17 protein-coding genes and 1 pseudogene are annotated in these 25,142 nt (G+C 50.5%); 5 read left to right on the forward strand and 13 right to left on the reverse strand.

Annotation, left to right across the window (positions count from 1 at the left end; all coding sequences use genetic code 11):
- From AR442_RS18580 to AR442_RS18600, 5 genes are all read right to left on the reverse strand, one after another.
- A partial coding sequence (locus tag AR442_RS18580; protein ID WP_060557621.1) for an NTTRR-F1 domain occupies window positions 1-5,602 on the reverse strand: 5,602 nt, incomplete at its 3' end.
- 114 nt (window positions 5,603-5,716) lie between these two features.
- Window positions 5,717-6,415, reverse strand: coding sequence for a hypothetical protein (locus tag AR442_RS18585; protein ID WP_053285231.1), 699 nt, complete (start codon window positions 6,413-6,415; stop codon window positions 5,717-5,719).
- Between the two features lie 105 nt (window positions 6,416-6,520).
- Window positions 6,521-7,957: an anion permease gene (locus AR442_RS18590; RefSeq protein WP_007408966.1), complete on the reverse strand. Its 1,437-nt coding sequence runs from the start codon at window positions 7,955-7,957 to the stop codon at window positions 6,521-6,523.
- 124 nt (window positions 7,958-8,081) lie between these two features.
- On the reverse strand, window positions 8,082-9,347 hold the full coding sequence (locus AR442_RS18595; RefSeq protein ID WP_053285232.1) for a pectate lyase: 1,266 nt from the start codon (window positions 9,345-9,347) through the stop codon (window positions 8,082-8,084).
- A 163-nt stretch (window positions 9,348-9,510) separates the two neighbouring features.
- Window positions 9,511-9,858 (reverse strand): YflT domain-containing protein, encoded by a 348-nt coding sequence (locus AR442_RS18600; protein ID WP_003155650.1) that lies wholly within the window; start codon window positions 9,856-9,858, stop codon window positions 9,511-9,513.
- A 191-nt stretch (window positions 9,859-10,049) separates the two neighbouring features.
- On the opposite strand from AR442_RS18600, the gene AR442_RS18605 reads away from it, so the two are divergent.
- The gene (locus tag AR442_RS18605; RefSeq protein ID WP_007610002.1) at window positions 10,050-10,400 is read left to right on the forward strand and encodes a DUF3212 family protein; all 351 of its coding nucleotides are present in this window, start codon (window positions 10,050-10,052) and stop codon (window positions 10,398-10,400) included.
- A gap of 127 nt (window positions 10,401-10,527) precedes the next feature.
- Window positions 10,528-11,547 carry an NADP-dependent oxidoreductase gene (locus AR442_RS18610; protein WP_053285233.1) on the forward strand — a complete coding sequence of 340 codons (1,020 nt, stop codon included), beginning with the start codon at window positions 10,528-10,530 and terminating at the stop codon, window positions 11,545-11,547.
- 120 nt (window positions 11,548-11,667) lie between these two features.
- On the opposite strand, the pseudogene AR442_RS18615 reads toward AR442_RS18610, so the two are convergent.
- Together AR442_RS18615 and AR442_RS18620 are read right to left on the reverse strand one after the other, a co-directional pair.
- Window positions 11,668-12,048, reverse strand: a pseudogene (locus AR442_RS18615) (GNAT family N-acetyltransferase); the annotation flags it as partial.
- A 72-nt stretch (window positions 12,049-12,120) separates the two neighbouring features.
- Window positions 12,121-13,251, reverse strand: coding sequence for a DEAD/DEAH box helicase (locus tag AR442_RS18620; protein WP_014417161.1), 1,131 nt, complete (start codon window positions 13,249-13,251; stop codon window positions 12,121-12,123).
- Between the two features lie 171 nt (window positions 13,252-13,422).
- Here AR442_RS18620 and AR442_RS18625 point away from each other — a divergent pair, with 171 nt between their 5' ends.
- Window positions 13,423-14,979, forward strand: a complete 1,557-nt coding sequence (locus AR442_RS18625; protein WP_053285235.1) for an ABC-F family ATP-binding cassette domain-containing protein — start codon at window positions 13,423-13,425, stop codon at window positions 14,977-14,979.
- 43 nt (window positions 14,980-15,022) lie between these two features.
- Here the strand turns inward: AR442_RS18625 and AR442_RS18630 are convergent, their stop codons facing one another.
- From AR442_RS18630 to AR442_RS18640, 3 genes are all read right to left on the reverse strand, one after another.
- Complete coding sequence (locus AR442_RS18630; protein WP_007408959.1) at window positions 15,023-16,207, reverse strand: MFS transporter; 1,185 nt, start codon at window positions 16,205-16,207, stop codon at window positions 15,023-15,025.
- Between the two features lie 63 nt (window positions 16,208-16,270).
- The gene (locus AR442_RS18635) at window positions 16,271-16,693 is read right to left on the reverse strand and encodes a MerR family transcriptional regulator (protein WP_012117050.1); all 423 of its coding nucleotides are present in this window, start codon (window positions 16,691-16,693) and stop codon (window positions 16,271-16,273) included.
- Window positions 16,694-16,884: 191 nt separating this feature from the next.
- A complete protein-coding gene (locus AR442_RS18640) occupies window positions 16,885-18,774 on the reverse strand; it encodes an ABC-F family ATP-binding cassette domain-containing protein (protein ID WP_053285236.1) in 1,890 nt (629 codons plus the stop codon).
- A 158-nt stretch (window positions 18,775-18,932) separates the two neighbouring features.
- Here AR442_RS18640 and AR442_RS18645 point away from each other — a divergent pair, with 158 nt between their 5' ends.
- The gene (locus AR442_RS18645; RefSeq protein WP_053285237.1) at window positions 18,933-20,000 is read left to right on the forward strand and encodes a tetratricopeptide repeat-containing glycosyltransferase family 2 protein; all 1,068 of its coding nucleotides are present in this window, start codon (window positions 18,933-18,935) and stop codon (window positions 19,998-20,000) included.
- 47 nt (window positions 20,001-20,047) lie between these two features.
- Here the strand turns inward: AR442_RS18645 and AR442_RS18650 are convergent, their stop codons facing one another.
- The 3 genes from AR442_RS18650 to yfmT all read right to left on the reverse strand — a co-directional run bounded on the left by AR442_RS18650 (window position 20,048) and on the right by yfmT (window position 23,404).
- Window positions 20,048-20,947, reverse strand: coding sequence for an SDR family oxidoreductase (locus AR442_RS18650; RefSeq protein ID WP_021495145.1), 900 nt, complete (start codon window positions 20,945-20,947; stop codon window positions 20,048-20,050).
- Window positions 20,948-21,076: 129 nt separating this feature from the next.
- Window positions 21,077-21,931: a methyl-accepting chemotaxis protein gene (locus tag AR442_RS18655; protein WP_014417157.1), complete on the reverse strand. Its 855-nt coding sequence runs from the start codon at window positions 21,929-21,931 to the stop codon at window positions 21,077-21,079.
- Between the two features lie 15 nt (window positions 21,932-21,946).
- Window positions 21,947-23,404: a benzaldehyde dehydrogenase gene (gene yfmT, locus AR442_RS18660; protein WP_007408954.1), complete on the reverse strand. Its 1,458-nt coding sequence runs from the start codon at window positions 23,402-23,404 to the stop codon at window positions 21,947-21,949.
- A gap of 244 nt (window positions 23,405-23,648) precedes the next feature.
- On the opposite strand from yfmT, the gene bcaP reads away from it, so the two are divergent.
- Window positions 23,649-25,034 carry a branched-chain amino acid transporter BcaP gene (gene bcaP / locus AR442_RS18665; RefSeq protein WP_014417155.1) on the forward strand — a complete coding sequence of 462 codons (1,386 nt, stop codon included), beginning with the start codon at window positions 23,649-23,651 and terminating at the stop codon, window positions 25,032-25,034.
- Window positions 25,035-25,142 lie beyond the last annotated feature (108 nt).

The following is a 25,142-nucleotide window of genomic DNA, read 5'->3' on the forward strand; positions in this document are numbered from 1 at the left end:
TTGCTCCTGTTGCTCCCGTTGCTCCTGTTATACCCGTTGCTCCAGTCACACCCGTTGAACCGGTTGGGCCTGTTATTCCGGTTACACCAGTTGCGCCTGTTGATCCCGTTGATCCCGTTACTCCGGTTGCGCCTGTTTCTCCCGTTGAGCCCGTGACCCCAGTTGCGCCAGTCGCTCCGGTTGGACCCGTGATTCCGGTTGGGCCTGTCGATCCCGTTGGGCCCGTGACCCCAGTTGCGCCAGTCGCTCCGGTTGGACCCGTGATTCCGGTTGGGCCTGTCGATCCCGTTGGGCCTGTTATTCCGGTTGGACCGGTTGCTCCAGTCGCGCCAGTTGAACCGGTTGGACCGATTTCTCCAGTTACACCCGTTGCCCCTGTCGGTCCTGTCGATCCTGTTGCTCCTGTTGGGCCGGTTTCTCCGGTTGAACCTGTGGCTCCTGTTACTCCAGTTGATCCCGTTGAGCCAGTCGCGCCAGTTTCTCCTGTTACTCCAGTTGCTCCAGTTATACCCGTTGCTCCAGTCACACCCGTTGAACCGGTTGGGCCTGTTATTCCGGTTACACCAGTTGCGCCTGTTGATCCGGTTGAGCCCGTTATTCCGGTCGCTCCCGTTGGGCCCATTTCTCCAGTTATACCGGTTGCGCCGGTTGCGCCGGTTTCTCCAGTTGCTCCGGTTACTCCAGTTACTCCTGTTGGGCCAGTTTCTCCGGTTGAACCAGTTACACCAGTTGAGCCCGTGACCCCAGTCGGGCCAGTAACTCCTGTTGGCCCTGTTACTCCGGTTATACCAGTTGGGCCGGTTTCTCCTGTTGCACCGGTTTCTCCAGTTAATCCCGTCGCACCAGTTGAGCCGGTTTCTCCAGTTGCTCCTGTTGCTCCCGTTACTCCTGTTGCTCCTGTTACTCCAGTTGATCCTGTTGCTCCTGTTACTCCAGTTGATCCTGTTGCTCCTGTTACTCCAGTTGATCCTGTTACTCCAGTTGATCCTGTTGCTCCTGTTACTCCAGTTGCTCCTGTTACTCCAGTTGCTCCTGTTACTCCAGTTAGTCCTGTTACACCAGTTATTCCCGTTACACCAGTTATTCCCGTTACACCAGTTGGACCCGTTTCTCCGGTTGAACCTGTTACCCCTGTTGCGCCAGTCGCTCCGGTTATCCCCGTTGCCCCAGTCACTCCAGTTGCTCCGGTTGATCCCGTTACTCCGGTTGCGCCGGTTTCTCCGGTTACTCCGGTTGGACCTGTTGCTCCTGTTGGACCCGTGATTCCGGTTGGGCCCGTTTCTCCAGTCGCCCCTGTTACTCCGGTTGGGCCCGTTTCTCCGGTCGCCCCTGTTACTCCAGTTACTCCAGTTGCTCCAGATATACCCGTTGCTCCAGTTGCTCCGGTTGGACCGGTCTCTCCTGTTACACCTGTTGATCCCGTTACACCAGTTGGACCCGTTTCTCCGGTTGCTCCCATGATTCCGGTTGGACCCGTTTCTCCCGTTGAACCTGTTACTCCAGTTGGGCCGGTTTCTCCTGTTACACCTGTTGGCCCTGTTGCGCCGGTTAGGCCAGTTTCTCCGGTTGGGCCAGTTACACCGGTTGCGCCTGTTTCTCCCGTTGAACCGGTTACACCAGTCGAGCCGGTTGTTCCTGTTACTCCGGTTGAACCCGTTGCTCCTGTTATCCCCGTTGCTCCAGTCGGTCCTGTTGCTCCTGTTACTCCAGTTGATCCCGTTGCGCCAGTCGATCCGGTTACTCCCGTCGCTCCAGTTTCTCCTGTTGAACCAGTTACACCAGTTGAGCCGGTTTCTCCTGTTGCTCCTGTTGGGCCAGTTTCTCCGGTTTCTCCTGTTACTCCAGTTGCTCCAGTTATACCCGTTGCTCCAGTCACACCTGTTGAACCGGTTGGGCCTGTCGATCCCGTTGGGCCTGTTATTCCGGTTGTACCGGTTGTTCCAGTTGAACCAGTTACTCCCGTTGCTCCGGTTTCTCCCATGGCTCCGGTTGCCCCGGTTACTCCTATTGCTCCGGTTTCTCCTGTTGGACCCGTGATTCCGGTTGGGCCAGTTTCTCCCGTCACCCCTGTTACTCCTGTTGGACCCGTTTCTCCCGTTGAACCTGTTACTCCAGTTGGGCCGGTTTCTCCGGTCGAACCTGTTACACCTGTTGCCCCTGTTATTCCGGTTGAGCCTGTTGGTCCGGTTGGACCGGCCTCTCCCGTTGGGCCGATTTCTCCAGTTACACCCGTTACCCCTGTTGGGCCGGTTGCTCCGATTGAACCTGTTGGTCCGGTTGGACCGGCCTCTCCCGTTGGGCCGATTTCTCCAGTTACACCGGTTGCTCCGGTTGCCCCTGTTGCTCCAGTTACACCAGTCAAGCCGGTTGGGCCTGTTATTCCTGTTATTCCTGTTGCTCCGGTTGAACCGGATGCACCCGTCGCCCCGGTTTCTCCTGTCGATCCCGTTGGACCAGTCTCCCCAGTTGACCCGGTTGATCCTGTCGCGCCTGTTACCCCCGTTACTCCGGTTGAGCCGGTTGATCCCGTTGCACCAGTTGAGCCTGTTACTCCCATTGCCCCGGTTACACCAGTCGAGCCGGTTGATCCCGTGGTTCCGGTTTCTCCTGTTGATCCGGTTGGGCCAGTTGAGCCGGTTGCGCCAGTTACACCAGTTGAGCCCGTGACCCCAGTCGGGCCAGTAACTCCTGTTGCCCCTGTTACTCCGGTTATACCAGTTGGGCCGGTTGAGCCGGTTGAACCTGCTACCCCAGTTGCTCCGGTTATGCCAGTGGCGCCCGTTGCGCCGGTTATTCCTGTTACACCGGTCTCTCCTATTGCGCCGGTTGGGCCTGTTACTCCAGTCGCTCCGGTTGGACCGGTTTCTCCCGTTGGGCCGATTTCTCCAGTTACACCGGTTGCGCCGGTGGCTCCTGTTACACCCGTTACCCCAGTCGCTCCTGTCGATCCCATTGCACCCGTTGAGCCGGTGGCTCCTGTTGGCCCAGTTACACCAGTCGCCCCGGTTTCTCCCGTTGGGCCGATTTCTCCAGTTACCCCGGTTGACCCGGTTGACCCAGTTCCTCCTGTTGGGCCGATTGCCCCCGTTGCGCCGGTTTCTCCTGTTGGTCCTTCTGGGCCGATTGCCCCAGTCACTCCCGTTGAACCCGTTTCTCCTGTTGATCCTGTTGCTCCAGTTACTCCCGTTGCTCCGGTTTCTCCTGTTACACCTGTTGATCCCGTTACACCAGTTGGACCCGTGATTCCGGTTGGGCCGGTTTCTCCAGTCGATCCTGTTGCTCCAGTCGAGCCGGTTGGTCCCGTTACTCCTGCTGGGCCGGTTTCCCCGGTCGAGCCAGTTTCTCCGGTTGCGCCAATTACTCCAGTTGGACCGGTTGGACCAGTTTCTCCCGTTGCTCCGGTTACTCCTGTTGCCCCAGTTGGGCCGGTTGCTCCGATTGAACCTGTTGCTCCGGTTGGACCGGTCTCTCCCGTTGGGCCGATTTCTCCAGTTACACCGGTTGCGCCGGTTTCTCCCGTTGAACCAGTTGAGCCGGTTACTCCTGTTGCCCCGGTTGCCCCTGTTGCTCCAGTTACACCAGTCAAGCCGGTTGGGCCTGTTATTCCTGTTATTCCTGTTGCTCCGGTTGAACCGGATGCACCCGTCGCCCCGGTTTCTCCTGTCGATCCCGTTGGACCAGTCTCCCCAGTTGACCCGGTTGATCCTGTCGCGCCTGTTACTCCCGTTGGGCCTGTTGGGCCTGTTGAGCCGGTCGTTCCCGTTGCTCCTGTCGGCCCGGTTATTCCTGTCGCACCGGTTTCTCCGGTTACTCCCGTCGCCCCGGTTACTCCAGTTGAACCCGTTTCTCCTGTCGATCCTGTTGATCCGGTTACACCAGTTGAGCCCGTGACCCCAGTCGGGCCAGTCACTCCTGTTGATCCGGTTACACCAGTCGGACCCGTTTCTCCCGTTGAGCCAGTTGCTCCTGTTTCTCCTGTTGGACCAGTCTCCCCAGTTGACCCCGTTTCTCCTGTCGATCCGGTTGGGCCGATTGCACCCGTTTCTCCGGTTGCGCCTGTTGCTCCTGTTATCCCCGTTGCCCCAGTCACTCCCGTTGATCCCGTTGCTCCGGTTGAACCTGTTACCCCGGTTGTCCCCGTTACACCAGTCACTCCTGTCTCCCCGGTCGGACCTGTTATTCCTGTCGCTCCGGTTGGGCCGATCGGGCCAGTAGCCCCTGTGGCTCCCGTTATCCCCGTTGCCCCAGTCACTCCAGTTGGACCCGTTTCTCCCGTTGAGCCAGTTGCTCCTGTTTCTCCTGTTGGACCAGTCTCCCCAGTTGACCCGGTTGATCCGGTTTCTCCTGTCGATCCCGTTGCGCCGGTTATTCCTGTTACACCGGTCTCTCCTATTGCGCCGGTTGGGCCTGTTACTCCAGTCGCTCCGGTTGGACCGGTTTCTCCGGTTGAACCAGTTGACCCTGCTGCTCCTGTTGGTCCAGTTACTCCCGTTGAACCAGTTGATCCCGTTATACCAGTTACCCCAGTCGCTCCTGTCGATCCCATTGCACCCGTTGAGCCGGTGGCTCCTGTTACTCCCGTTGCTCCGGTTGAGCCGGTTGGGCCGGTTGGGCCGGTTGGGCCGGTTACACCCGTGACCCCAGTCGGGCCAGTAACTCCTGTTGCCCCTGTTACTCCGGTCGATCCCGTTTCTCCTGTTGCACCTGTTACTCCGGTCTCTCCTGTTGCACCAGTTATCCCAGTCGCTCCTGTTACTCCCGTTGAGCCGGTGGCTCCGGTTGGACCGATCTCTCCCGTGGGCCCAGTTGAGCCTGCTGCACCAGTAACTCCAGTTGGACCGGTCGAGCCGGTTGGGCCTGTTGCTCCAGTTGAACCGGTCGCTCCTGTTGATCCTGTTACTCCAGTGGCTCCGGTTAACCCCGTTTCTCCGGTTGAACCTGCTACCCCAGTTCCTCCTGTTGCCCCGGTTGAACCTGTTGCGCCAGTTGGGCCTGTAACCCCGGGTGCACCCGTTGACCCAGTCGCTCCTCTTGCCCCGGTTGAACCTGTTGCTCCCGTTACACCAGTTACTCCGGTCGCTCCTCTTGCTCCGGTCACTCCTGTGGGGCCCGTCACTCCTGTGGGACCTGTAATTCCTGTAACGCCAGGTTCACCCCCGGTTTGCGCCAATGAAACGTCGTCTATTAAAACCGTGCCGGAAGAAACTTTACTTAATACAATGACGGCAGAGGCCGCGCCAGAAGGCACACTGCTTGTTTTATAGATTTCAGACCATGTGTGAAAGAGCACGTTCGGCAAATTTCCGGGTGTAATATTTTCTTGAATGGAACTGATTTGTTCACCTGCTGCGCTGATATAGATGATCTGGAGAGTTACTTGGGGACTTGGCTCATTTCCGAGCGTTGCGAGTGATACGAATAGAGTCAGTGACTTGGCTGAAATGGGAACGATTTGACTGAGGTAAGCATATGGCTGAGCTCCAATAAATTGCGCGGAATATCTCCCTGAATGTGCAAACAAACTGTTAATCTGGGTATTGGCCGAACTCCAACCCGCTAATGTGCCGGTTTCAAAGCTCCCGTTTATAATCGGATTATTCATTCAATCTTTTTCCCTCTCCTTCCCGTTGTTGACCGTCTTACCTATTAAGACAGCATATTAATACGGGCTGTGTTTTGACAACCTAAATAAAAAAGGTGATTTCTATTCATCACCTTAGTCCGATCCTTGAATGGGGAATCCCGTCGCAATGAGGGAGCGGTTTGCCGCTGCGACTTGTGTTACGAGATTCGAAGAAAGGACGGATAAATAGAGCTGGTACGCGGCTGTTTCATCCGCCTTCATTTCGTCGATGTACGTAAAAGGAATTCCTATGATTTGTCCGCCTGAAGAAAAGAGGTTCCGCTCTTGTCTCTGTGTTTGTATCGATACGCCATTTCTTTGCAGATCGACAGCTAAGACCAATGAGAAATGAGACGCGAGCGGGTCTAATTCCACATTTACTTGTATGACGGCATCCGTTTTCACCAATTGATCTGTCGGCGCGGCTATCACTGTGCTTAACACGTTTATCGGTGTTCCTTCTAACGGAATCATCATCTGGTCTGCTGTATTGTGAAAAGCTACCGCAGGAACCGCTCCCGGCGGACCCTCAGGCCCCGGGGGACCGGGCGGACCCGCCTCCCCTTGCGGACCGCGGGAGCCGGCGGGTCCTCTTTTGCCTTCGGGACCTCGCAGCCCGGGTACGCACAAGGCAGATCGATTTTCATCTGAAGATGGAAACTGTTTTTCCGTCTCTGTTTCAGGTCTTTCAAGTTCACATGGTAATTGTTCATACCGGCGTTTCATATGTCTGCTCATATATTTGTAAGGTTTCTGTTTCAATATCATGTATTGATCACGGCCGCTGCTCATATTATCACCCCGGCAATATTCTATTCGCACTGAAGTCATCATGTGCAGGCCCTTCCCATTCCCTACAGAAATAAAAAAGGCAGACCTGAGTCTGCCTTTTTTCTTCTACCATAACCCTAATACTTTCCACCATAATCCGCCGATCACAAGCCATGTCACAATATGGACGATTGACAGGATAAAGCCGATGGACCACCATTTGCTTTGCGATATATAACCCGCTCCGAAAAAGACCGGAGCCGCTCCCGAGCCGTAATGCGTCGTAGAACCGAAAAGGTTGCTGAAAAACGCCAGGCTGAGCGCCGCCAACAGCGGCGGAGCGCCTGCCGCCACGATGACGGCGAGAAATGCCGCATACATGGCGCTGATATGCGCGGTTGCGCTCGCAAAGAAGTAATGCGTGTAATAATACACGACAATCAGAATCATAAATGCCACAATCCATGAAAAACCGGAAACAGAAGATTTCATCATATTGCTGAACCAAGACACCATACCGAGCTCATTCAGGAAATTCGCCAGCATCACAAGCGCCGCGAACCAAGTCAGCGTATCCCATGCACCTTGTTCTTTTTTGATGTCCTCCCATGTTAATACCTGTGACAAAAGCAAAACGGATAATCCGATCAGGGCCGTCGTCGTTGCGTCAATATTTAAGCTTCCTCCGAAAATCCACAGCGCAAGCACCAATAAAAAGACGATGACCATGGAGAGTTCGGATTTTTTAAACGGACCCATTTCTTTCAATTTTTCCGTTGCGATTTTAGCCGCATCCGGTGTTTCTTTAATTTCCGGCGGATACAGCTTATAAATGACGAGCGGCGTAATGATTAAGCTCGCCAATCCCGGTACAATGGCCGCGATTGCCCAGCTTGTCCATGTGATGTCCACCCCTGCGACATCGTGGGCCAGCTTGGCGATCAGCGGGTTCGCCGCCATTGCCGTCAAAAACATCGCAGACGTAATCAAGTTTCCTTGAAAACCGGTTTTTAATAAGAAAGCGCCGATTTTCCGCTCTGTTCCGTCTGCCGGCGTTGATCCGAAAGTTTCGGATAATGATCTGATAATAGGAAAAATAATGCCGCCCGCCCGTGCCGTGTTGCTCGGAATGGCAGGTGATAAAATTAAATCACTGAAAAGCAGTGAATAAGAAAGGCCGAGTGTTTTCTTCCCGAACCGTTGTACGAATACGTAAGAAATCCTGGCGCCGAGCCCGGTTTTGATGAACCCCCGGGAAATAAAAAAGGCGATGACAATCAGCCAGATTGTCTTGTTTCCAAATCCGCTTAACGTATTTTCAATAGATAGCGTTCCCGTTAACGCGGTGACTGCCAATGCAAAAATTGCAATTGCGCCCATTGGCAAGGGCTTGGAGATAAAGCCGATAATTGTTGCGACAAAAATAGCGAACAAATGCCATGCTTTAGGTTCAAGTCCGGACGGCGCGGGAATAAACCAAATGATTAATCCCACAGCAACAGTAATAAGCAAAGGAATGATTTTTACTGCCTGCTGTTTTTTTGCGTCTTTTTCTGAAGCCATTACAGGTCTCCTCCTATTTTGTTGTCTTCCATCCCCTATCCCATTTTACTACTTAACTAAGTTAATAAACGTTTTTGTTAATTAAAAAACACAAAGGAATATTTTCCTTTGTGTTTCTTGTTTCTTATTTTAATATGCCCGACCCGGCTTTAGATATAACATCTGATTTTACATTTGATGATGAGCCGATGGAACCGTGCAATGACGGTGTCCAGCCGACGGACTGACTTAATCCGTTGGCTGCTGACGCGTTAATGGAGGCGCCGTTTAAAAGAGTGCCGTCTTCATGAAGCGCTTTTCCGCCGCTGAAGACGCTGATGACTTTATCAGCAGCCAGTCCCGGCACTTCAAAGACATTATTCTGGGCATACATTTTTGACGCGTGGCCCGCACCCCACGCATAGCTGAACGGGTATGCGGCGCTTTTCGAGCCTGCGTAAAAATTATTATAAATATGAACCTGCCCGTACCGGACCCGCGGTGCGCGCTGGACGATGTTCTGGTAATAGTTATGGTGAATGGTCACCTTCAGTTTTCCTTCATCCGACGTCTTGCTGTCGCTGTTTCCGATGACGGAGCCTTTGTCATGGTCATGATATTTATTATAGGACAATGTAATATAATTCGCCCCGTTGGCTATATCCGTCTGGCCGTCATGGTGCTGATATTTTCTCCCGTAATAGTAGGGAAAACCGCTGTCGGGATTCGATCCGTCATTAAAGGTGCAATGATCGATCCAGATGTGCGTCGCGCCGTTAATGGTGATATTGTCATATTCCGAGTTCCAGTTGCCGCTGCTGCCGTCCGTCGGGTCCCATTGCGGAAAATAGTCGTAAGCGTCTTGAAATTCAATGTTGCGGATGATGACATTGTCGACGCCGTTCTTTATATTAAAACTTCCGCCTGTCACTTTGGCATTTGAACCCGAGCCGATGATCGTCGTATTTGAAGGAATGTCAACCACGACCCGTGCCTTCTGGTTTTTTTGCGATCGCTGTCTGGCGTCTTCCTGGGTGCCTGACGGCGCTTTTTTTCCCCATTTGTCCGGGTCGTACGCCTTCAGATAGGCGTTGAGATCATATGCCGGATCTTTATAATCATTAAAGCCGAGCGTTTTATTGCGGTCGTCCGTATTCATATTGATTGTGCCTTGTATGTAAATAATCTTCGGTGTGCTGTTGGCGCTTCCCCCTAATGCAGAAACGAGCTGCTGTCTGTTTGATACGGTGTATACATTCGATGAAGAGGCTTTCGCGCCGCCGGTTGTCCCGCCGGAAGCGGCTCCCCAGCCGTCATTTGTTCCTAACGTCTGCCGTCCCAGATCAGCGGCATAGACGTCCGCAGGGATCATACATAAACAAATCGCCAGCATAAGTAACATTTTTTTCATGAATTGTGCTCCTCCTGATTCTGTATTCCAATTTATTACAATTGAATTGTATCAAATCAGTTGAGAAACAGCACCGAAAATGTACAGAATGTGCCTTTCGGTTTTATTGCGGAAACCGCAAAAAAATCCCAAGGGACCGAAACCCCCTTGGGATCTGTTCAGCTTACGCCCATGATTTCACTTTTTCGTTATCCGTGACAAACAGAAGAACTTTTCCTTCATCTAAGCGCTTTTCAAATTGTGATGCTTCCTCTTCTGAAAAGCCGATTTCGTGAATTTTGTTGCGGAGCTCGTCGCCTTTTTTATTAAACATATTGCCGACCGCGTGTTTAATGCCCGTTTCTTTCGCTCCGATGGTATTGACATCAGTATTATCGGCCAGGCGATCCGTTCTGTCGTCATCATGTGAAAGCACATATACGTCCTCTTTTGCAACACCCAGCTGCTGAAGCTCTTTTACGTCCTGCATCAGTTTTTGATCATTTGTATATTCTCTTACTACCGGTTTCATTGATAAGTCCTCCCTTTTGTTTTTGTATATTGGATGTTTACCCGCTCAATCAAGGATCAAACAAAAGAAAGAGAGTTCCGTGAAAAAACGGGCAGGTTGTCGGTGGATATTTTCTGGCGGGACATGTTACAGTAGGGAAAGCTACTTTTATCAGAAAAATAAAAATCTTCATGAGCCGATTAAGCAGGGAGGTGGTTCCTATTCATTACTTTTCACCGGAACAGCGATTTAACGCTTGGGTTGTCAGTGATTTAGTGAAGCAGGTATTCCGCCGGCATACCCGCTGCCCGGATGGAATAAAAGAGCTTACGGCCTTTGCTGAAGATACTTTTCATATTAATATCGATTTCGTTTTCTCTATCATTATCAATATCGGTGATATCGAATCCGTTCTGCCGAAAGAAATTGAAAATAGGCTGGGTTCTTATCTGACCGCGCTTCAGCCCGTCGTTACCGCTGACATGCTTCATTCTTCAAAAACGAATGCCTATGAATATTTGGAACATGAGAAAAACACCGATGTGTACCGGTTATTCTATTAAATATGCATATAAGGAAAGAAGGGCCCTGGCCCTTCTTTTTTTATGACCGCTGACGGTTTGATTTTGTAATCGGGAAATGGTTCGTGTTACATTTGGAACAACCACTTATCTTGAAGGAGGATTCAGTATGCCGAATAATCAGCAGCAAATTCAATTGGCAAGACGCCCCAAAGGCGTTCCCGCTCATGACGATTTCCGCTTTGAAACGATTGCCGTACCCGAACCGAAAGACGGCGAAGTGCTTGTGAAAACGAGTTATGTGTCCGTTGATCCGTACATGCGCGGACGGATGCAGGATACAAAATCATATGTAAAGCCCTTCGCTTTAGATGAAGCCATAACAGGCGGAGTGATTGCCGAGGTTCTGACAGACGGCGATAAGCTGAAAAAAGGAGATGTTGTGATCGGAAATCTCGCGTGGCAGGAATATTCAGCTGTCAATGAGTCCGCCCTCCGCAAGTTGGATACGGATATCGCACCCGCCCAGGCGTATCTCGGCATTTTAGGGATGACCGGACTGACCGCTTACTTCGGGCTGCTCGATATCGGCCGTCCGAAAAAAGGTGAAACCGTTGTCGTTTCAGGCGCGGCGGGCGCCGTCGGCTCAACAGTCGGACAGATTGCCAAAATCAAAGGCGCGCGGGTTGTCGGCATCGCCGGATCTGATGAAAAAATCGCGTATTTGAAAGAGGAGCTTCAATTTGATGAAGCCATTAATTACAAAACGGCGGATGATATTCAAAAAGCGCTGGAACAGGCATGTCCTGACGGCGTCGATGTCTATTTTGACAATGTCGGCGGACCGATTTCAGATGCGGTGATAAACCTGCTGAATGAATTTGCCCGCATTCCGGTATGCGGAGCGATCTCATCGTACAATACCGAAAGTGAAGAAGAAGACATGGGCCCCCGCGTCCAGCCGAAGCTGATCAAAACAAAAGCGCTGATGCAGGGATTCATCGTCAGTGATTATGCTGACCGCTTTTCTGAAGGCGCGAAACAATTGGCCGAATGGCTCAAGGACGGAAAGCTTCATTATGAAGAAACGATTACGGAAGGATTCAGCAATATTCCTGACGCGTTCCTCGGCCTGTTTAAAGGAGAAAATAAAGGCAAACAGATCATCAAAGTCAGTGATCTAAGTTAACATGATGATGAAAAAAAGGAGGGCTTTGTCCCCTCCTTTTCTGTTCATTTGGGATCAGCCGCGAAGAATCAAAGTAAGAAAGCCGTCTTCATCCGGCTCCGTATCTTCCAAAGTGAATCACGCTGCTTGAAAGCAGGCTAAACTGATTTGATTGTCTTTTTCGATGCTTGCCGCCCATTCCCGCACGCTGGTAAACTCAGGGTCAGTCAGCAGTTTTTGCAAGATCTGTTTTCCGTACCCTTGAAGCTGGTATAAAGGATTGACGATCAACCCGATATACGCCCGTTCCTCCACAAACTCTATAGAGGCCATGCCTGCCGGACACTCCCCGTCATATGCCATAATGACAGTATCGTCTTTATCTTTATTCAATCGTGCATACCACGCGTCTAATGGCAGCATCGCATCCATTCTCCGTTTGATATTATCGTTCTTAAACCAGTGTTCAAGTATTTTCAGTTCGGGTTCCTTCAATATTTGACATCTGTCTATTGAAACCATCTTCCCGCCCCCGCCTGAACCTTTTCTATTATTTTACAACAAAAAAAAGAAGGGCTTCCCGCCCTCCGTTTCTTATTTCTCAGATAATTTTCCGCCTGAATAAACGGCCTCTTTCAGCTCAATTCCGAGTGATTTGGCCATTTTTTTCAATTTGGATTCTTCCATCGGCGTGACAAGGCTGAGTACGGTTCCTTCTTTACCGGCCCGCCCCGTCCGGCCGGATCTGTGGATATATCCGTCTTCATTCGGCATGTCCGCGTGAATGACGTACGGAAGATCATCGATATCGAGTCCGCGCGCCGCAATGTCAGTCGCCAGAAGCAGCGGAAATTCTCCCCGCTCAAACGCTGATAATATCTTTGCCCGCTCCATTTTTTTCGCTTCTCCATGCAGAATGCCGAGATCCACGTGGTGATAGGCGAGTTTTTCCGCATAGACGCTTAAATTTCCGATATCTCTGACGAACACGAGCGCCTGCATGCCGTTCAGCCGTGACAGCTTTTGCAAAAGCTTCACTTTATCCCGCTGATCGCAGACGAGATATTGATGCGTGACGCGCGCTTTTTCCGCCGTATTCCGCTCCACTTTCAAAACGGCCGGTTCGTGTGCGATGGTATTCAGCACCTGTTCTGTTTCCGGCTGCAGCGTAGCGGAAAAGCTTAAAAGCTGTCGGTCTTTCAGCGTCGTTTTAATGATTTTTTTCATCGTTTCGCGGTGTTCCTGTGTCACGAGCTGATCCGCTTCATCAAGAACGATCGTCTTGACTTCATGCATTTTCAGCTTTTTCGCCTGAATCAATTCGAGCACCCTGCCCGGTGTGCCCGCAATGATATGCGGTTTATTTTTGAGCTTTTCCACCTGCTTTTTCACGTTTGCTCCGCCGATCAAAGACAAGGCGCGAAGGTCGGAGCCTTTTTTCCACTCCTGAATCACTTGGAAAATCTGCATCACCAGCTCGCGGGACGGCGCTAAAATGATCACTTGCGGATGTTTCTGTTCCGGGTTGATCCGCTCCAGAACCGGAAGCGTGTACGCCAATGTTTTTCCCGTTCCCGTCGGGGATTCGGCGATGACGTCTTTCCCTTCCATGATCACCTGAGCGGCTTTTTCCTGAATGACGGTCGGCTCCTGAAAACCTGAGGCCTCCCAGTTTTCGGCGATAAATGGTTGTGTATGCTGTAAAAATGGCCATGTTTGGGTCATGTCGTTCTCCTCAATTCTTAAAATCTACTCCATAGTATCTCAAATGCACGCGCCAAACGCAATTTTCTTTTTCCTTCCAAGCCTTTTAACAAACGGTCTCCTCCTTTATAATCATAAATGAGAAAGACACATGATGAATAAAGCGTGTCTGATAACGATAGAGGTGTAATGATGAGTATTTTATCCGTAAAAGATTTAAGCCACGGCTTTGGTGACCGTGCGCTTTTTAACAATGTATCGTTCCGTCTTTTAAAAGGGGAACACGTCGGCTTAATCGGAGCAAACGGCGAAGGTAAATCAACGTTTATGAATATTATTACCGGAAAGCTTGAGCCTGATGAGGGTAAGGTTGAATGGGCGAAAAACGTGCGCGTCGGCTACCTCGATCAGCATACCGTGCTTGAAAAAGGAAAAACGATCCGCGACGTGCTGAAAGATGCGTTCCATTACTTATTTGCAATGGAAGAGGAAATGAATGAGATTTACAACAAAATGGGCGAAGCGGACCCTGATGAGCTTGAGCAGCTGCTTGAAGATGTCGGTGTCATTCAAGACGCCCTGACAAACAATGATTTCTACGTGATTGACAGCAAAGTTGAAGAAATCGCCCGCGGCCTCGGCCTGCAGGATGTCGGCCTTGACCGCGACGTCACAGACTTAAGCGGCGGACAGCGGACGAAAGTGCTGCTCGCCAAACTGCTTTTGGAAAAACCGGAAATCCTTCTGTTGGACGAACCGACCAACTACCTTGATGAACAGCATATTGAATGGCTGAAACGCTATTTGCAGGAATATGAAGATGCGTTCATCTTAATTTCTCACGACATTCCGTTTTTAAACAGCGTGATCAATTTGATTTATCATGTGGAAAATCAGGAGCTGACGCGTTATGTCGGCGATTACCATCAGTTTATGGAAGTATACGAAGTGAAAAAACAGCAGCTCGAAGCCGCCTATAAAAAACAGCAGCAGGAAGTCGCAGAGCTGAAAGATTTCGTCGCCCGCAACAAAGCGCGCGTCAGCACGAGAAATATGGCGATGTCCCGCCAGAAAAAGCTTGATAAGATGGATATGATCGAACTGGCGGCCGAAAAACCGAAACCTGAATTCCATTTCAAGCCTGCGAGAACGTCAGGCAAGCTCATTTTTGAAACGAAGGACTTAGTCATCGGCTACGATACTCCGCTGTCACGCCCGCTCAATCTCAGAATGGAGCGCGGACAGAAAGTCGCCCTGTACGGCGCAAACGGCATCGGGAAAACGACGCTGTTAAAAAGCCTGCTCGGTGAAATCCAGCCGCTGGAAGGCACGGTGGAACGGGGCGAGCATCAATACACGGGCTATTTCGAGCAGGAAGTGAAAGAAACCAATAACAATACGTGCATCGAAGAAGTGTGGAGCGAATTTCCTTCCTTTACCCAGTACGAAATCCGCGCCGCCCTCGCCAAATGCGGCCTGACGACCAAACACATTGAAAGCCGCGTCTCCGTTCTCAGCGGAGGAGAAAAAGCGAAGGTCAGACTGTGCAAGCTGATCAATTCAGAAACAAACCTGCTCGTGCTTGACGAACCGACAAACCACCTGGATGTCGATGCGAAAGAAGAGCTGAAACGCGCGCTGAAAGAATACAAAGGCTCCATTCTGCTGATTTCCCACGAACCCGAGTTCTACATGGATATCGCGACGGAAACATGGAATTGTGAATCTTGGACGACGAAAGTGCTGTAAACAAAAAAAGGAACTCCCGCCTGAGCGGAAGTTCCTTTTTTTCTTAATGTCCGGCTTTTATTCCGGCGAGATGTTTGCGTCCCATGAGAAGGACAAGCATGCCGACAAAAACGACGATCCCGCCTACTGTATATGGTGTGCTTGCAGTGAAGTGTTCTGACAGCATTCCCGCAATCCACGGAGCGAGCGCACCGCCGATAAAACGGACTGAGCTGTAGGCTGAAGACGCGATTGAACGTTCAACCGGTGCAGAACCCATTACAGCGGTTGTCATGATCGTATTCACCATACCGAGAACAGCACCGGCGACAACGATACACGTAATGATCAACGTCTGATGGTCAGTCCAGATCCCCATGACGATGAGAATGACCGCAAAGGCGATAAAGAGAACGACGAGCGAACCCACTGTTCCCAGCGCTTTGTGCACGAGCGGCGCCGTAAAGACTGACGTAATTGCCAGCAATAACCCCCAGCCGAAGAAGACGTATCCAAGGCCGTGTTCATCTAAATCCAGCACGAACGGAGAATAAGCAAGCAAAATAAAAAATCCAAAGTTGTATAAGAATGCAGATACTGCCATTGTCAAAAGGCCTTTATATTTGAGCGCCTTCATCGCATCAAACACACCGACGCGTTTCGCCGGTTTCGGCAGCTTCGGCAGCATGAGTGAAATCGCGCAAAGCGCTATGAACATGAGGACAGACACTCCGAAGAACGGAGCGCGCCATGAAATGCTGCCAAGCTCTCCGCCGGCAAGCGGCCCGACGGAAATCCCCAAGCCGAGCGCAGCCTCATACAAAATAATGGCTTTGGCGCTGCCGCCGACAGATACCCCGACAATGACGGCAAGCGCGGTTGAAATAAAGAGAGCATTCCCAAGCCCCCAGCCGCCGCGATAGCCGACAAGCTGAGCGATTGAACTTGAGCTTCCGCCGAGAGCGGCAAACACGATGATAAAAATAAGTCCGAGAAGCAGCGTCCATTTTGCGCCGATCCGGCTTGAAATCGCGCCGGAGAAAAACATCATAAAACCGGTAACGAGCAAATAACTTGTAAATAACAGAGATACTTCACTAGGTGAAGCATGTAATTGTGCGGCGATTGCCGGAAGAATCGGATCGACAAGACCGATTCCCATAAAGGAAATAACACAGGCAAACGCAACCGCCCAAACGGCTTTCGGCTGGCTGAATAAGCCTGTTTTCTGTTGTGATGATGTATCCATTTGACCAGACCTCCTGTTTCATCCATTAAAAGAAACGCTATATCCATAGCGTTTACAGCAAAATCATTCGATTGATTGAATGGCGCGGTCAGCTTTTTCTTTCATTCCGTTAAGGCGCGTTTTAAAATGCTGAAATGTGCTGATCTTCTCATCAATCATCTCAAGCTGGTGGTTCAAAGCCTGCTGAATCTCTTCCAGCTTTTCTTTCCGTTCCTTCGGATCCAGTGACAACAAGTACCCCTCTTTGTTTAATTCCAGCTGACGGCTCATCTCCATAAACTGCTGAAGCTCCTGAAGGGAAAAACCGAGCACTTCTTTTGTGCTGGTTACTTTTTCGAGCTCCTCCATATCATCTTCAGAGTAAAGCCGGACGCCGCCTTCTGTCCGTTTAGGAGCAGGAATCAAACCAATCTCCTCGTAAAAACGAATGGTTCGTTTTGTCAATCCGCTTCGCTTGGCAACTTGATCAATCTTCATCCATTCCAAGGTGAATCCCCCTCTTGTCGTATCTGTTTCTATTATACACCATTTGAACCTTAACGTAAACGTAAACTTTTTTACGCCTGATAAACTTTGCTTGGACAAAACGTTTGTCTTTAAAGCGCCGGGAGACATCTGTGCAAGATAAAAAAAGCCGGTATGACCCGCCATCTTCTCGGGGGCCGTACCGGCTTTTCTTAATTCTCAAGTTCTTCAATCATCAGTGACAATTCGGTCCAGCGCTCCATCGCCGCTTCAAGCTCTTCAGCCGTTTTTGCCTGTTCGGCCATCAGTTCTTGAATCTTTCCGAAATCACTTCCTGCTTCAGCGATTTCCGCTTCCAGACGCTGATGCTTTTCTTCAAGGCCGGCGATTTTGTCTTCGATGCCGTCCCATTCGATCTGATCCTTATATGAAAGCTTTTTGCGCTTTTTCTTCGGCTCTTCTTCCGCCTTTTTCTCTTCGGCCGGCTGTTTTACCGCCGTCTTCTTCGCTTTTGCGTGTTCCATGTATTCACTGTACGAACCTTGGAAACGGGAAATGACACCTTGTCCTTCAAATACGATCAGGCGGTCAAGGACGCGGTCAAGGAAATAGCGGTCATGGGATACGGTGATGACGACGCCTGGGAACTGTTCGATATAATCTTCGAGCACGCTTAATGTTTCCGTGTCCAGATCATTGGTCGGCTCATCTAAAAACAGCACATTCGGTTCCTGCATCAGTACATTCAGCAAGTACAGACGGCGCTTTTCCCCGCCCGACAGCTTTCTGATATACGTCTGCTGCATCGGACGCGGGAACAGAAAACGCTCAAGCATTTGTTCCGCGGTGATGACATCGCCTTCCGCCGTTTTGACGATTTCAGCCGTCTCTTTTATATATTCAATGACTTTCATATCACCGTTCATTTCGCTGTGATCCTGGGTGTAGTAGCCGATCCGGACCGTCTGCCCGATGGTGATATTGCCGCTGTCAGGCTGAATTCTGCCGGCGAGGCTGTTTAAAAGTGTCGTTTTCCCGATTCCGTTCGGCCCGATGATGCCGATTCGTTCCCCCGGGATGACAAGCTCATTAAACTGGCTGATCAGCGCTTGGCCGTTATAGGTAATGGAGACGTTATCGGCTTCGATCACCTGTTTTCCGAGACGGTGGGAGCCGATCGCGAAATCGAGTGATCCGGAGACTGCCGGCCCTTTTTGCTCTTTGAGCGCCTCCGCTCTGTCCACTCTCGCTTTTTGTTTCGTCGAGCGCGCTTTCGCCCCTCTTCTGAGCCACGCCAATTCGCGGCGCAGGAGGTTTTGACGTTTTGTTTCTTTCTGCTCCGCCAGCGCTTCCCGTTCGGCCCGTTTTTCCAGGAATACTTCATAGTTTCCTTTATACGTATAAAGGCTGCCTCTCTCAAGCTCGTAAATTCTGTTCGTCACCCTGTTCAGAAAATATCTGTCGTGCGTGACAAGCATAACGGCGCCCGGATATTGCGATAAGTAGCCTTCCAGCCATTCAATCGTTTCATTGTCCAAGTGGTTTGTCGGTTCATCCAAAATGAGCAGGTCAGCCGGCTGGATGACGTTTTTCGCAATCGCGACGCGCTTTCTCTGGCCGCCGGACAGCTCGCTGACATCCTTCATCAGATCGGTGACGCCAAGTTTGGTTAAAACCGTTTTGGCTAACGTATTCGCCTCCCACGCATCATTCGCGTCCATTCGGGCCTGCGCATCAAGCAGCTGTTTCTGGCGCTGGTCATTTTCCGGTTCTTCATTCAGCGCCTGAAGCGCTTTTTCGTATTCTCTCATCGTTCTCATGACGGCTGATCCGCCGGAATAAATATGCTCAAGTACGGTTTGTCCGGCCGGAAGCTCAGGGTCCTGATGCAAAAACTCAATATGCACGTTTCCTGAGGCCGTAATCTCGCCTTCCTCCGTTGATTCAAGGCCGGCAATGGTTTTCAGAAGCGTAGACTTCCCCGTTCCGTTCGGGCCGATTAAACCGATTCTTTCATTCTCTTCAATATGAAAGGAGATATGGTCGAATAATGTCTTATCTCCGTATGTTTTATAAAGGTTTTCCGCTTTTATGATGCTCATGGTCCCTATCAATCCTCACGTAAGTTCATGTGTTCATTTTAAATCAGGCGCTGGAATAAAACTAGTAAAAGGACAGACAAATTTCTTGGAAGAGATCATTTTGTCCGAAGAATGTTTCCGCCTCTCCTTTTATACACTGGAGGGGAAGAGGTGATGACATGATCAGCGTCAGTTTGTGCGTTATCGTGAAAAATGAAGAGGAAGTGCTTGCGGGCTGTCTTGATTCCGTCAAAGACATTGCGGATGAAATTGTGATTGCTGATACGGGCTCGACCGACCGGACGAAAGAAATCGCGGCCCGTTATACGGATAAGATTTATGATTTTGAATGGATCGATCACTTTGCGGCCGCCCGTAATTTTGTGTTTTCGAAAGCGGAAATGGATTATATTCTGTGGCTGGACGCCGACGATATACTGACGGAAAAGGACCGTGAAAAGCTGATTGAACTGAAGGCGTCGCTTTCAAAAGAGGTGGACGCGATATCCATGTATTATCACGTCGGCTTTGATGCTCGGGGAGAGGTCAGCTTCAGATACCGCCGCAACCGACTCGTCAAGCGTGAAAAAGGGTTCCGCTGGATCGGAGCCGTGCATGAGTATCTTGAAGTATACGGAAACATCATAGAAACCGATATTGCCGTCACACACCGGAAATCCGAGAAAAAGCACTCGCCTCCCTCAGACCGCAACTTGAAGATTTATGAGAAAATGGCGGAAAACAGTGAAACGATGACACCGCGCGATTTGTTTTACTTCGCGAATGAATTAAAGGATCACGGCCAGTATCAGCGCGCCATCACGTATTATCACCATTTTCTTTCCACAAAACAGTGCTGGATCGAAGACGAGATCAGAACGTGCCAATATCTATCCGATTGCTACAGGGCGGTCGGCCATGAAGAGGCCGCCATGACATCTCTCTTAAAATCATTTCTGATCGATTGTCCGCGGCCGGAGTTCTGCTGCAGGCTCGGCGACTATTTTGCGGAGAAACGGCAATACCGGCAGGGCGTGTTTTGGTATGAGCTCGCCCTATCCGCCAAAAGCAGTGATGCAGGCTTTACCCAGCTCGAGTACTCCACCTGGTATCCCCATCTGCAGCTCTGCGTCTGCCACTGGCAGCTCGGCGACAGAGAAAAAGCGAAGATTCATAACGACAAAGCCGCCTCCTATCATCCGTCACATCCGAGTGTCCTGTATAATCAAAACGTGCTCGGCACATAACATCGAAAAAAAGAGCTGCCCCCGTGTGAAGGGCAGCTCCTTATTGATTACGCTGTCGGAATTCCTCCGCTTACACTGTAAATTTGGGATGTCACATAGCTCGATTCTTCTGAGGCCAAAAAGACATAAATCCCTGCTAGCTCCGCCGGCTGTCCGGCACGCTTTAATGGGACGGCCGGTGTTTCCTTGCCGAATTTCGGAATGTTTTCACCGGGCTGTCCTCCCGAAATCTGCAGCGGCGTCCAGATCGGCCCCGGCGCTACCGAGTTGACTCTGATTCCTTTATTCGCCAGCTGCTTTCCTAAGCCGACGGTAAAACCGATAATGGCATGTTTCGTCGCGGCATAATCCAACAGCATCGGGCTTGGATTATACCCTTCTACGGACGTTGTCGTAATAATAGACGCGCCTTCCGGCAGATACGGAAGCGCGGCTTTGACGAGCCAATACAGCGAGAATACGTTGACTTCAAATGTTTGATAGATTTGTTCTGTGGCAAGATCGCTGATATCATCCACTGCCTGCTGTTTGCCGGCGACAAGAGCGAGCGTGTCAAGACCGCCAAGCTCTTGATACGCTTTTTCCGCCAATTCTCCGCAAAACGTTTCATCGCTTAAATCTCCCGGCAGCAGAACGGCTTTTCTTCCCTCTTTTTCAATTAACGCTTTCACTTCTTCGGCATCCGGCTGTTCCTCAGGCAGATAGTTAATCGCCACATCCGCCCCTTCCCGGGCATAAGCAATCGCGGCGGCCCGGCCGATACCTGAATCGCCGCCGGTGACGAGGGCTTTTCTTCCCTTCAGCTTGCCGGCTCCTTTATAGCTTGTTTCACCGCAGTCCGGCACAGGCTTCATCTCTTTTTGCAAACCGGGCGGTTCTTGATATTGTTTTGGAAATTCATCATGATCATATTTCGTCAGCGGGTTGTGCAGATTTGCATCAGACATACAAGACTCTCCTTTATCATTGGTGATGTATTCGTATGTGTACCCCTTTAGCATGACGGATCAAACGTGTAAGTGCAGTTTTCGATTGATAAAGGGAAAACAAAAAAGGAGCCCGTAAGCTCCCTTTTTTTATGACTCTCCGAGTACGTTTTCAGCCATTTTCGCTAAATGCTGGGCGCTTCCCGAAATTTCCTGCATCGTGGCAGAAATTTGTTCAACCGCCGCCGCTTGGCCGTCCGTGTTCTGGTTGATGGATTCAATTGAGTCCTCCAGCCCTTTCAGCAGGCTGTGGATTTTTTTCGTAATTTGGTCAATTTGGCCGACATTGTCTTTTGAATGAGTGGCAAGCTTGCGGATCTCATCCGCCACCACGGAAAAGCCCTTGCCGGATTCTCCTGCTCTCGCGGCTTCAATGGCCGCATTCAAACCGAGCAGATTGCTTTGATCCGAGATGCCCTTGACAGTGACGGAAATGTCGGCGATTTCTCCCGCGCTTTCACTGACTTGTTTCGCCTGAGTGGAAATCCCGTTCATCTGTGCTGAGAAACCGCTGATGGATTCTGAGATATCCGCGATGGCCGAAGCGGTCTGCTCCACGACGGCGGACAGGCTTTCAGCGACATCATGAAGCTTGGCTGATTTTTCAAGGCTCGTGCCGAGACCGACGCCGCCGATGACTTTTCCGTTTTCATCGTGAAGCGGAATCGCTCTGGCGATCAGCGGAAATCCGAACAGCTCTTTCGGCACCATGCTTGTCTTCTTCTGATTCATGCGGATCGCGTCTGTAATGATGTCCCCTTTTTGCAGCGGGTCCCCCGGCTTTACGTTAAGAGAAAACGTTTTAGCCGGAATATTCACGATTAATTTTTCTGTATCATAAATTCCGATGGTGATGTCATCTTGGATCAGGCTGTTTAAAAAAGGCGCAACTTTGACAAAAGCGTCAAGCAGGCTGTGCGTTTGCTGCTCCGTCTGTATACTCATTTCTTTCACTCCTTCTTAATATGGGAATTGCCGTTTTTCATGCTGAACCGAAATCCATTTCAGCGTGGTGAATTCTTCAAGGCTCCATTCGCCGTTCAGCCTGCCGAGACCTGATTGCTTCTCGCCGCCGAACGCGACGTTCGGTTCATCATTAATGGTCGTATCGTTGACGTGAATCATGCCGGTTTCGATCCGCTTAGCAAACTCAACGCCGCGCTCAACGTTTGCCGTATGCACGGCTCCGCTTAAACCGAACGGTGTCGCGTTTGCGATGCTTACCGCTTCATCCTCCGTTTCAAACGGCATGATGCAGACGGCCGGTCCGAACAGCTCCTCCTTCGCGATGCTCATCTCAGGTTTCACATCTTTTAAAATGACGGGCTCAGCGACCGTTCCGCTGAATCGGCCGGACAGCACCGGAACCGCTCCCTCTTCTATCGCTTTTTCGACAGACCGTCTCAGACCTTCCGCCTGTCTCTCATTGATTAAAGGACCGATAACCGTATCAGGGTCCATCGGATCGCCGACTTTCAGCGATGACACTTTCGCTTCGTAAAGCTCTGTAAATTTGTCATATACAGATGTGTGAACGAGCACGCGGTTCGCCGACATACAGATCTGGCCTTGATGCGTAAACCGGCTGAATACGGCCGCATTGACGGCGTATTCAAGATCAGCATCCTCAAGCACGATCAGCGCGCTGTTTCCGCCAAGCTCCAACAGCGGTTTTTTAAAGTGTTTGACCGCAAGCTGTCCGATATAGCTGCCCACTCCGGTTGAGCCTGTAAATGAGATAATCCGCGGCACGGGATGCTCAACAAAGCTGTCGCCGATCTCCCCGATATCCGTCACGATAACATTCAGCAGCCCGTCCGGTACGCCGGCCGCTTCAAAAATTTTCGCGATAAGCGTTCCGCCGCAGATCGGTGTTTCTTCATGAGGCTTCAGCACGACGCCGTTCCCCGCGCCGAGTGCCGGCGCAACAGATTTCATCGAAAGGAAAAACGGGAAATTAAACGGGCTGATCACTCCCACGACTCCGGCGGGTATTCTGTACAGCCTGTTTTCTTTTCCGTCAATCGTGGACGGGAGAATTTTCCCTTCCATCCGCACCGGAAATGTTGCGGCTTCTTTTATCATATTTTTGACAAGTCCGATTTCAAACTCAGCCTTCAGCCGTGTTCCGCCAAGCTCCTCCATGATTAAGTAAATAATCGCTTCTTCGTGCTCTTCGATGAAAGAAACGGCTTTTTCCAAAATGGCCCGCTTTTTAAAAGGGTTTACTTTGTCCCATTCTTGTTTCGCAAGAGCCGCGGCGCGATATGCCGCATCCACGTCATCAGACGTCGCTTTTTGGAATGAGGTGATGACTTTTTGAGTATAAGGATTTCTGTTTTCCAATACGTTCCGGCTGCTCCCATCCCTCCATCGGCCGCCGATAAACTGCTTATTTAGTTCTTCATATTGAAACATGTAAACATCTCCCTTTCACCGAAACTTGAAATTAGTTGATGAGTCATCTTTTGTATCGGTCTTAAGGTGAGAAAATTGAACTATTTCACAATAAAATTCCCGTTCCTTCCGTGCATCGACGCTTTTTAGCTTTGTCCTTTTAAAGTGGAAAATTCTTTAATTGACTGCGAGAAATTTCGACAATATAATACAAACGTCAGTGTATATAATGATAAGAATATTATGAATTTTCAGGAGGACCCATATGTCTTTACTATTTCGGAAAAAGCCGCTGGCCGACTTAAAGGCCCAGAGCAAACAGACCAGCCTGTCCCGCTCGTTAAGCGCTTTTGACTTGGTTTTGCTCGGAATCGGCTGTGTTGTCGGAACGGGGATTTTTGTGATTACCGGGACTGTGGCCGCGACAGGCGCAGGACCGGCTTTGATTCTGTCGTTTGTGCTCGCGGGTCTTGCCTGCGCGCTCGCCGCGTTTTGTTATGCGGAATTTTCTTCCTCCATTCCGATTTCAGGCAGCGTATATACGTATTCATATGTCACTCTCGGGGAGTGTCTCGCGTTTTTAATCGGATGGGACTTAATGCTTGAATATGTCATCGCGCTTGCCGCCGTCGCAACCGGCTGGTCATCCTATTTCCAATCGCTTCTTGCAGGCTTCGGGCTGCATCTTCCGGAGGCGCTGACCGCCGCACCCGGCAGCAAAACGGGTGCCGTGTTCAACCTGCCGGCCGTTATCATTATTTTGGTCATTACCGCGATTGTTTCAAGAGGCGTGAAAGAAAGCACCCGCTTTAACAATGTCATTGTATTGATGAAAATTGCGATCATTCTGCTATTTATCATTGTCGGTTTCGGCTACGTGAAACCGGAAAACTGGTCGCCGTTTATGCCGTTCGGAATGAAAGGCGTCATCACGAGCGCCGCGACCGTTTTCTTCGCGTATCTCGGATTTGATGCCGTGTCAAACGCGTCGGAAGAAGTGAAAAACCCGCAGAAATCAATGCCGGTCGGAATCATCGGCGCGCTCGCCATCTGCACCATCCTTTACATTACGGTATCGCTCGTCCTGACGGGAATGCTTTCGTACACCAAGCTGAATGTCGGAGATCCGGTATCTTTCGCGCTTCAATTTGTCGGCCAGAACAAGATAGCAGGCATTATTTCCGTCGGCGCGATTATCGGGATTACAACGGTCATGCTCGCTCTGCTTTACGCTCAGGTGCGCCTTACATTTGCGATGAGCAGAGACGGCCTTTTGCCACGCATGTTTTCCAAGGTTCACCCGCGTTTTAAAACACCGTTTCAAAACACATGGGTGACGGGGATCATTGCCGCCGGGATCGCGGGTTTTATTGATCTGGGAACCTTGGCGCATCTCGTCAACATGGGAACCTTGGCGGCCTTTACGGTCATTGCGATCGCCGTCATCGTTTTAAGAAAGAAACATCCGGAGATCAAATCTTCCTTCCGTGTTCCTTTCGTGCCTGTTGTGCCGATCATCAGCGCATGCTTATGCCTGTATCTCGCAAGCAGCCTGCCGGGCGTGACATGGATCGCCTTTGTCATCTGGATCGCCGCCGGGATCGTCGTTTATATGATGTATTCGAGAAAACACAGTTTGTTAAATAAATAAAAAGGGAGGCTCTTTTTTCTGTTTGAGAAAGAAGAGCCTTTTTTGCACTTGATAATTCATTCACCTTATGAATAATATGGTGTATGCTTCGTTTACATAAAAAGGAGG

Origin of the sequence: Bacillus velezensis (assembly GCF_001461825.1) — a bacterium.
In the GTDB taxonomy this organism is placed as follows: Bacteria; Bacillota; Bacilli; order Bacillales; family Bacillaceae; genus Bacillus; species Bacillus velezensis.

Bases quoted from the DNA above. Each gene is read 5' to 3' on its own strand.
- AR442_RS18590 (WP_007408966.1), bottom strand. From the start codon at position 7,957: ATGGCTTCAGAAAAAGACGCAAAAAAACAGCAGGCAGTAAAAATCATT.
- AR442_RS18585 (WP_053285231.1), bottom strand. From the start codon at position 6,415: ATGAGCAGCGGCCGTGATCAATACATGATATTGAAACAGAAACCTTAC.
- AR442_RS18645 (WP_053285237.1), top strand. From the start codon at position 18,933: ATGATCAGCGTCAGTTTGTGCGTTATCGTGAAAAATGAAGAGGAAGTG.
- bcaP (WP_014417155.1), top strand. From the start codon at position 23,649: ATGTCTTTACTATTTCGGAAAAAGCCGCTGGCCGACTTAAAGGCCCAG.
- AR442_RS18640 (WP_053285236.1), bottom strand. From the start codon at position 18,774: ATGAGCATCATAAAAGCGGAAAACCTTTATAAAACATACGGAGATAAG.
- AR442_RS18630 (WP_007408959.1), bottom strand. From the start codon at position 16,207: ATGGATACATCATCACAACAGAAAACAGGCTTATTCAGCCAGCCGAAA.
- AR442_RS18595 (WP_053285232.1), bottom strand. From the start codon at position 9,347: ATGAAAAAAATGTTACTTATGCTGGCGATTTGTTTATGTATGATCCCT.
- AR442_RS18650 (WP_021495145.1), bottom strand. From the start codon at position 20,947: ATGTCTGATGCAAATCTGCACAACCCGCTGACGAAATATGATCATGAT.
- AR442_RS18600 (WP_003155650.1), bottom strand. From the start codon at position 9,858: ATGAAACCGGTAGTAAGAGAATATACAAATGATCAAAAACTGATGCAG.
- AR442_RS18620 (WP_014417161.1), bottom strand. From the start codon at position 13,251: ATGACCCAAACATGGCCATTTTTACAGCATACACAACCATTTATCGCC.
- yfmT (WP_007408954.1), bottom strand. From the start codon at position 23,404: ATGTTTCAATATGAAGAACTAAATAAGCAGTTTATCGGCGGCCGATGG.
- AR442_RS18655 (WP_014417157.1), bottom strand. From the start codon at position 21,931: ATGAGTATACAGACGGAGCAGCAAACGCACAGCCTGCTTGACGCTTTT.
- AR442_RS18625 (WP_053285235.1), top strand. From the start codon at position 13,423: ATGAGTATTTTATCCGTAAAAGATTTAAGCCACGGCTTTGGTGACCGT.
- AR442_RS18610 (WP_053285233.1), top strand. From the start codon at position 10,528: ATGCCGAATAATCAGCAGCAAATTCAATTGGCAAGACGCCCCAAAGGC.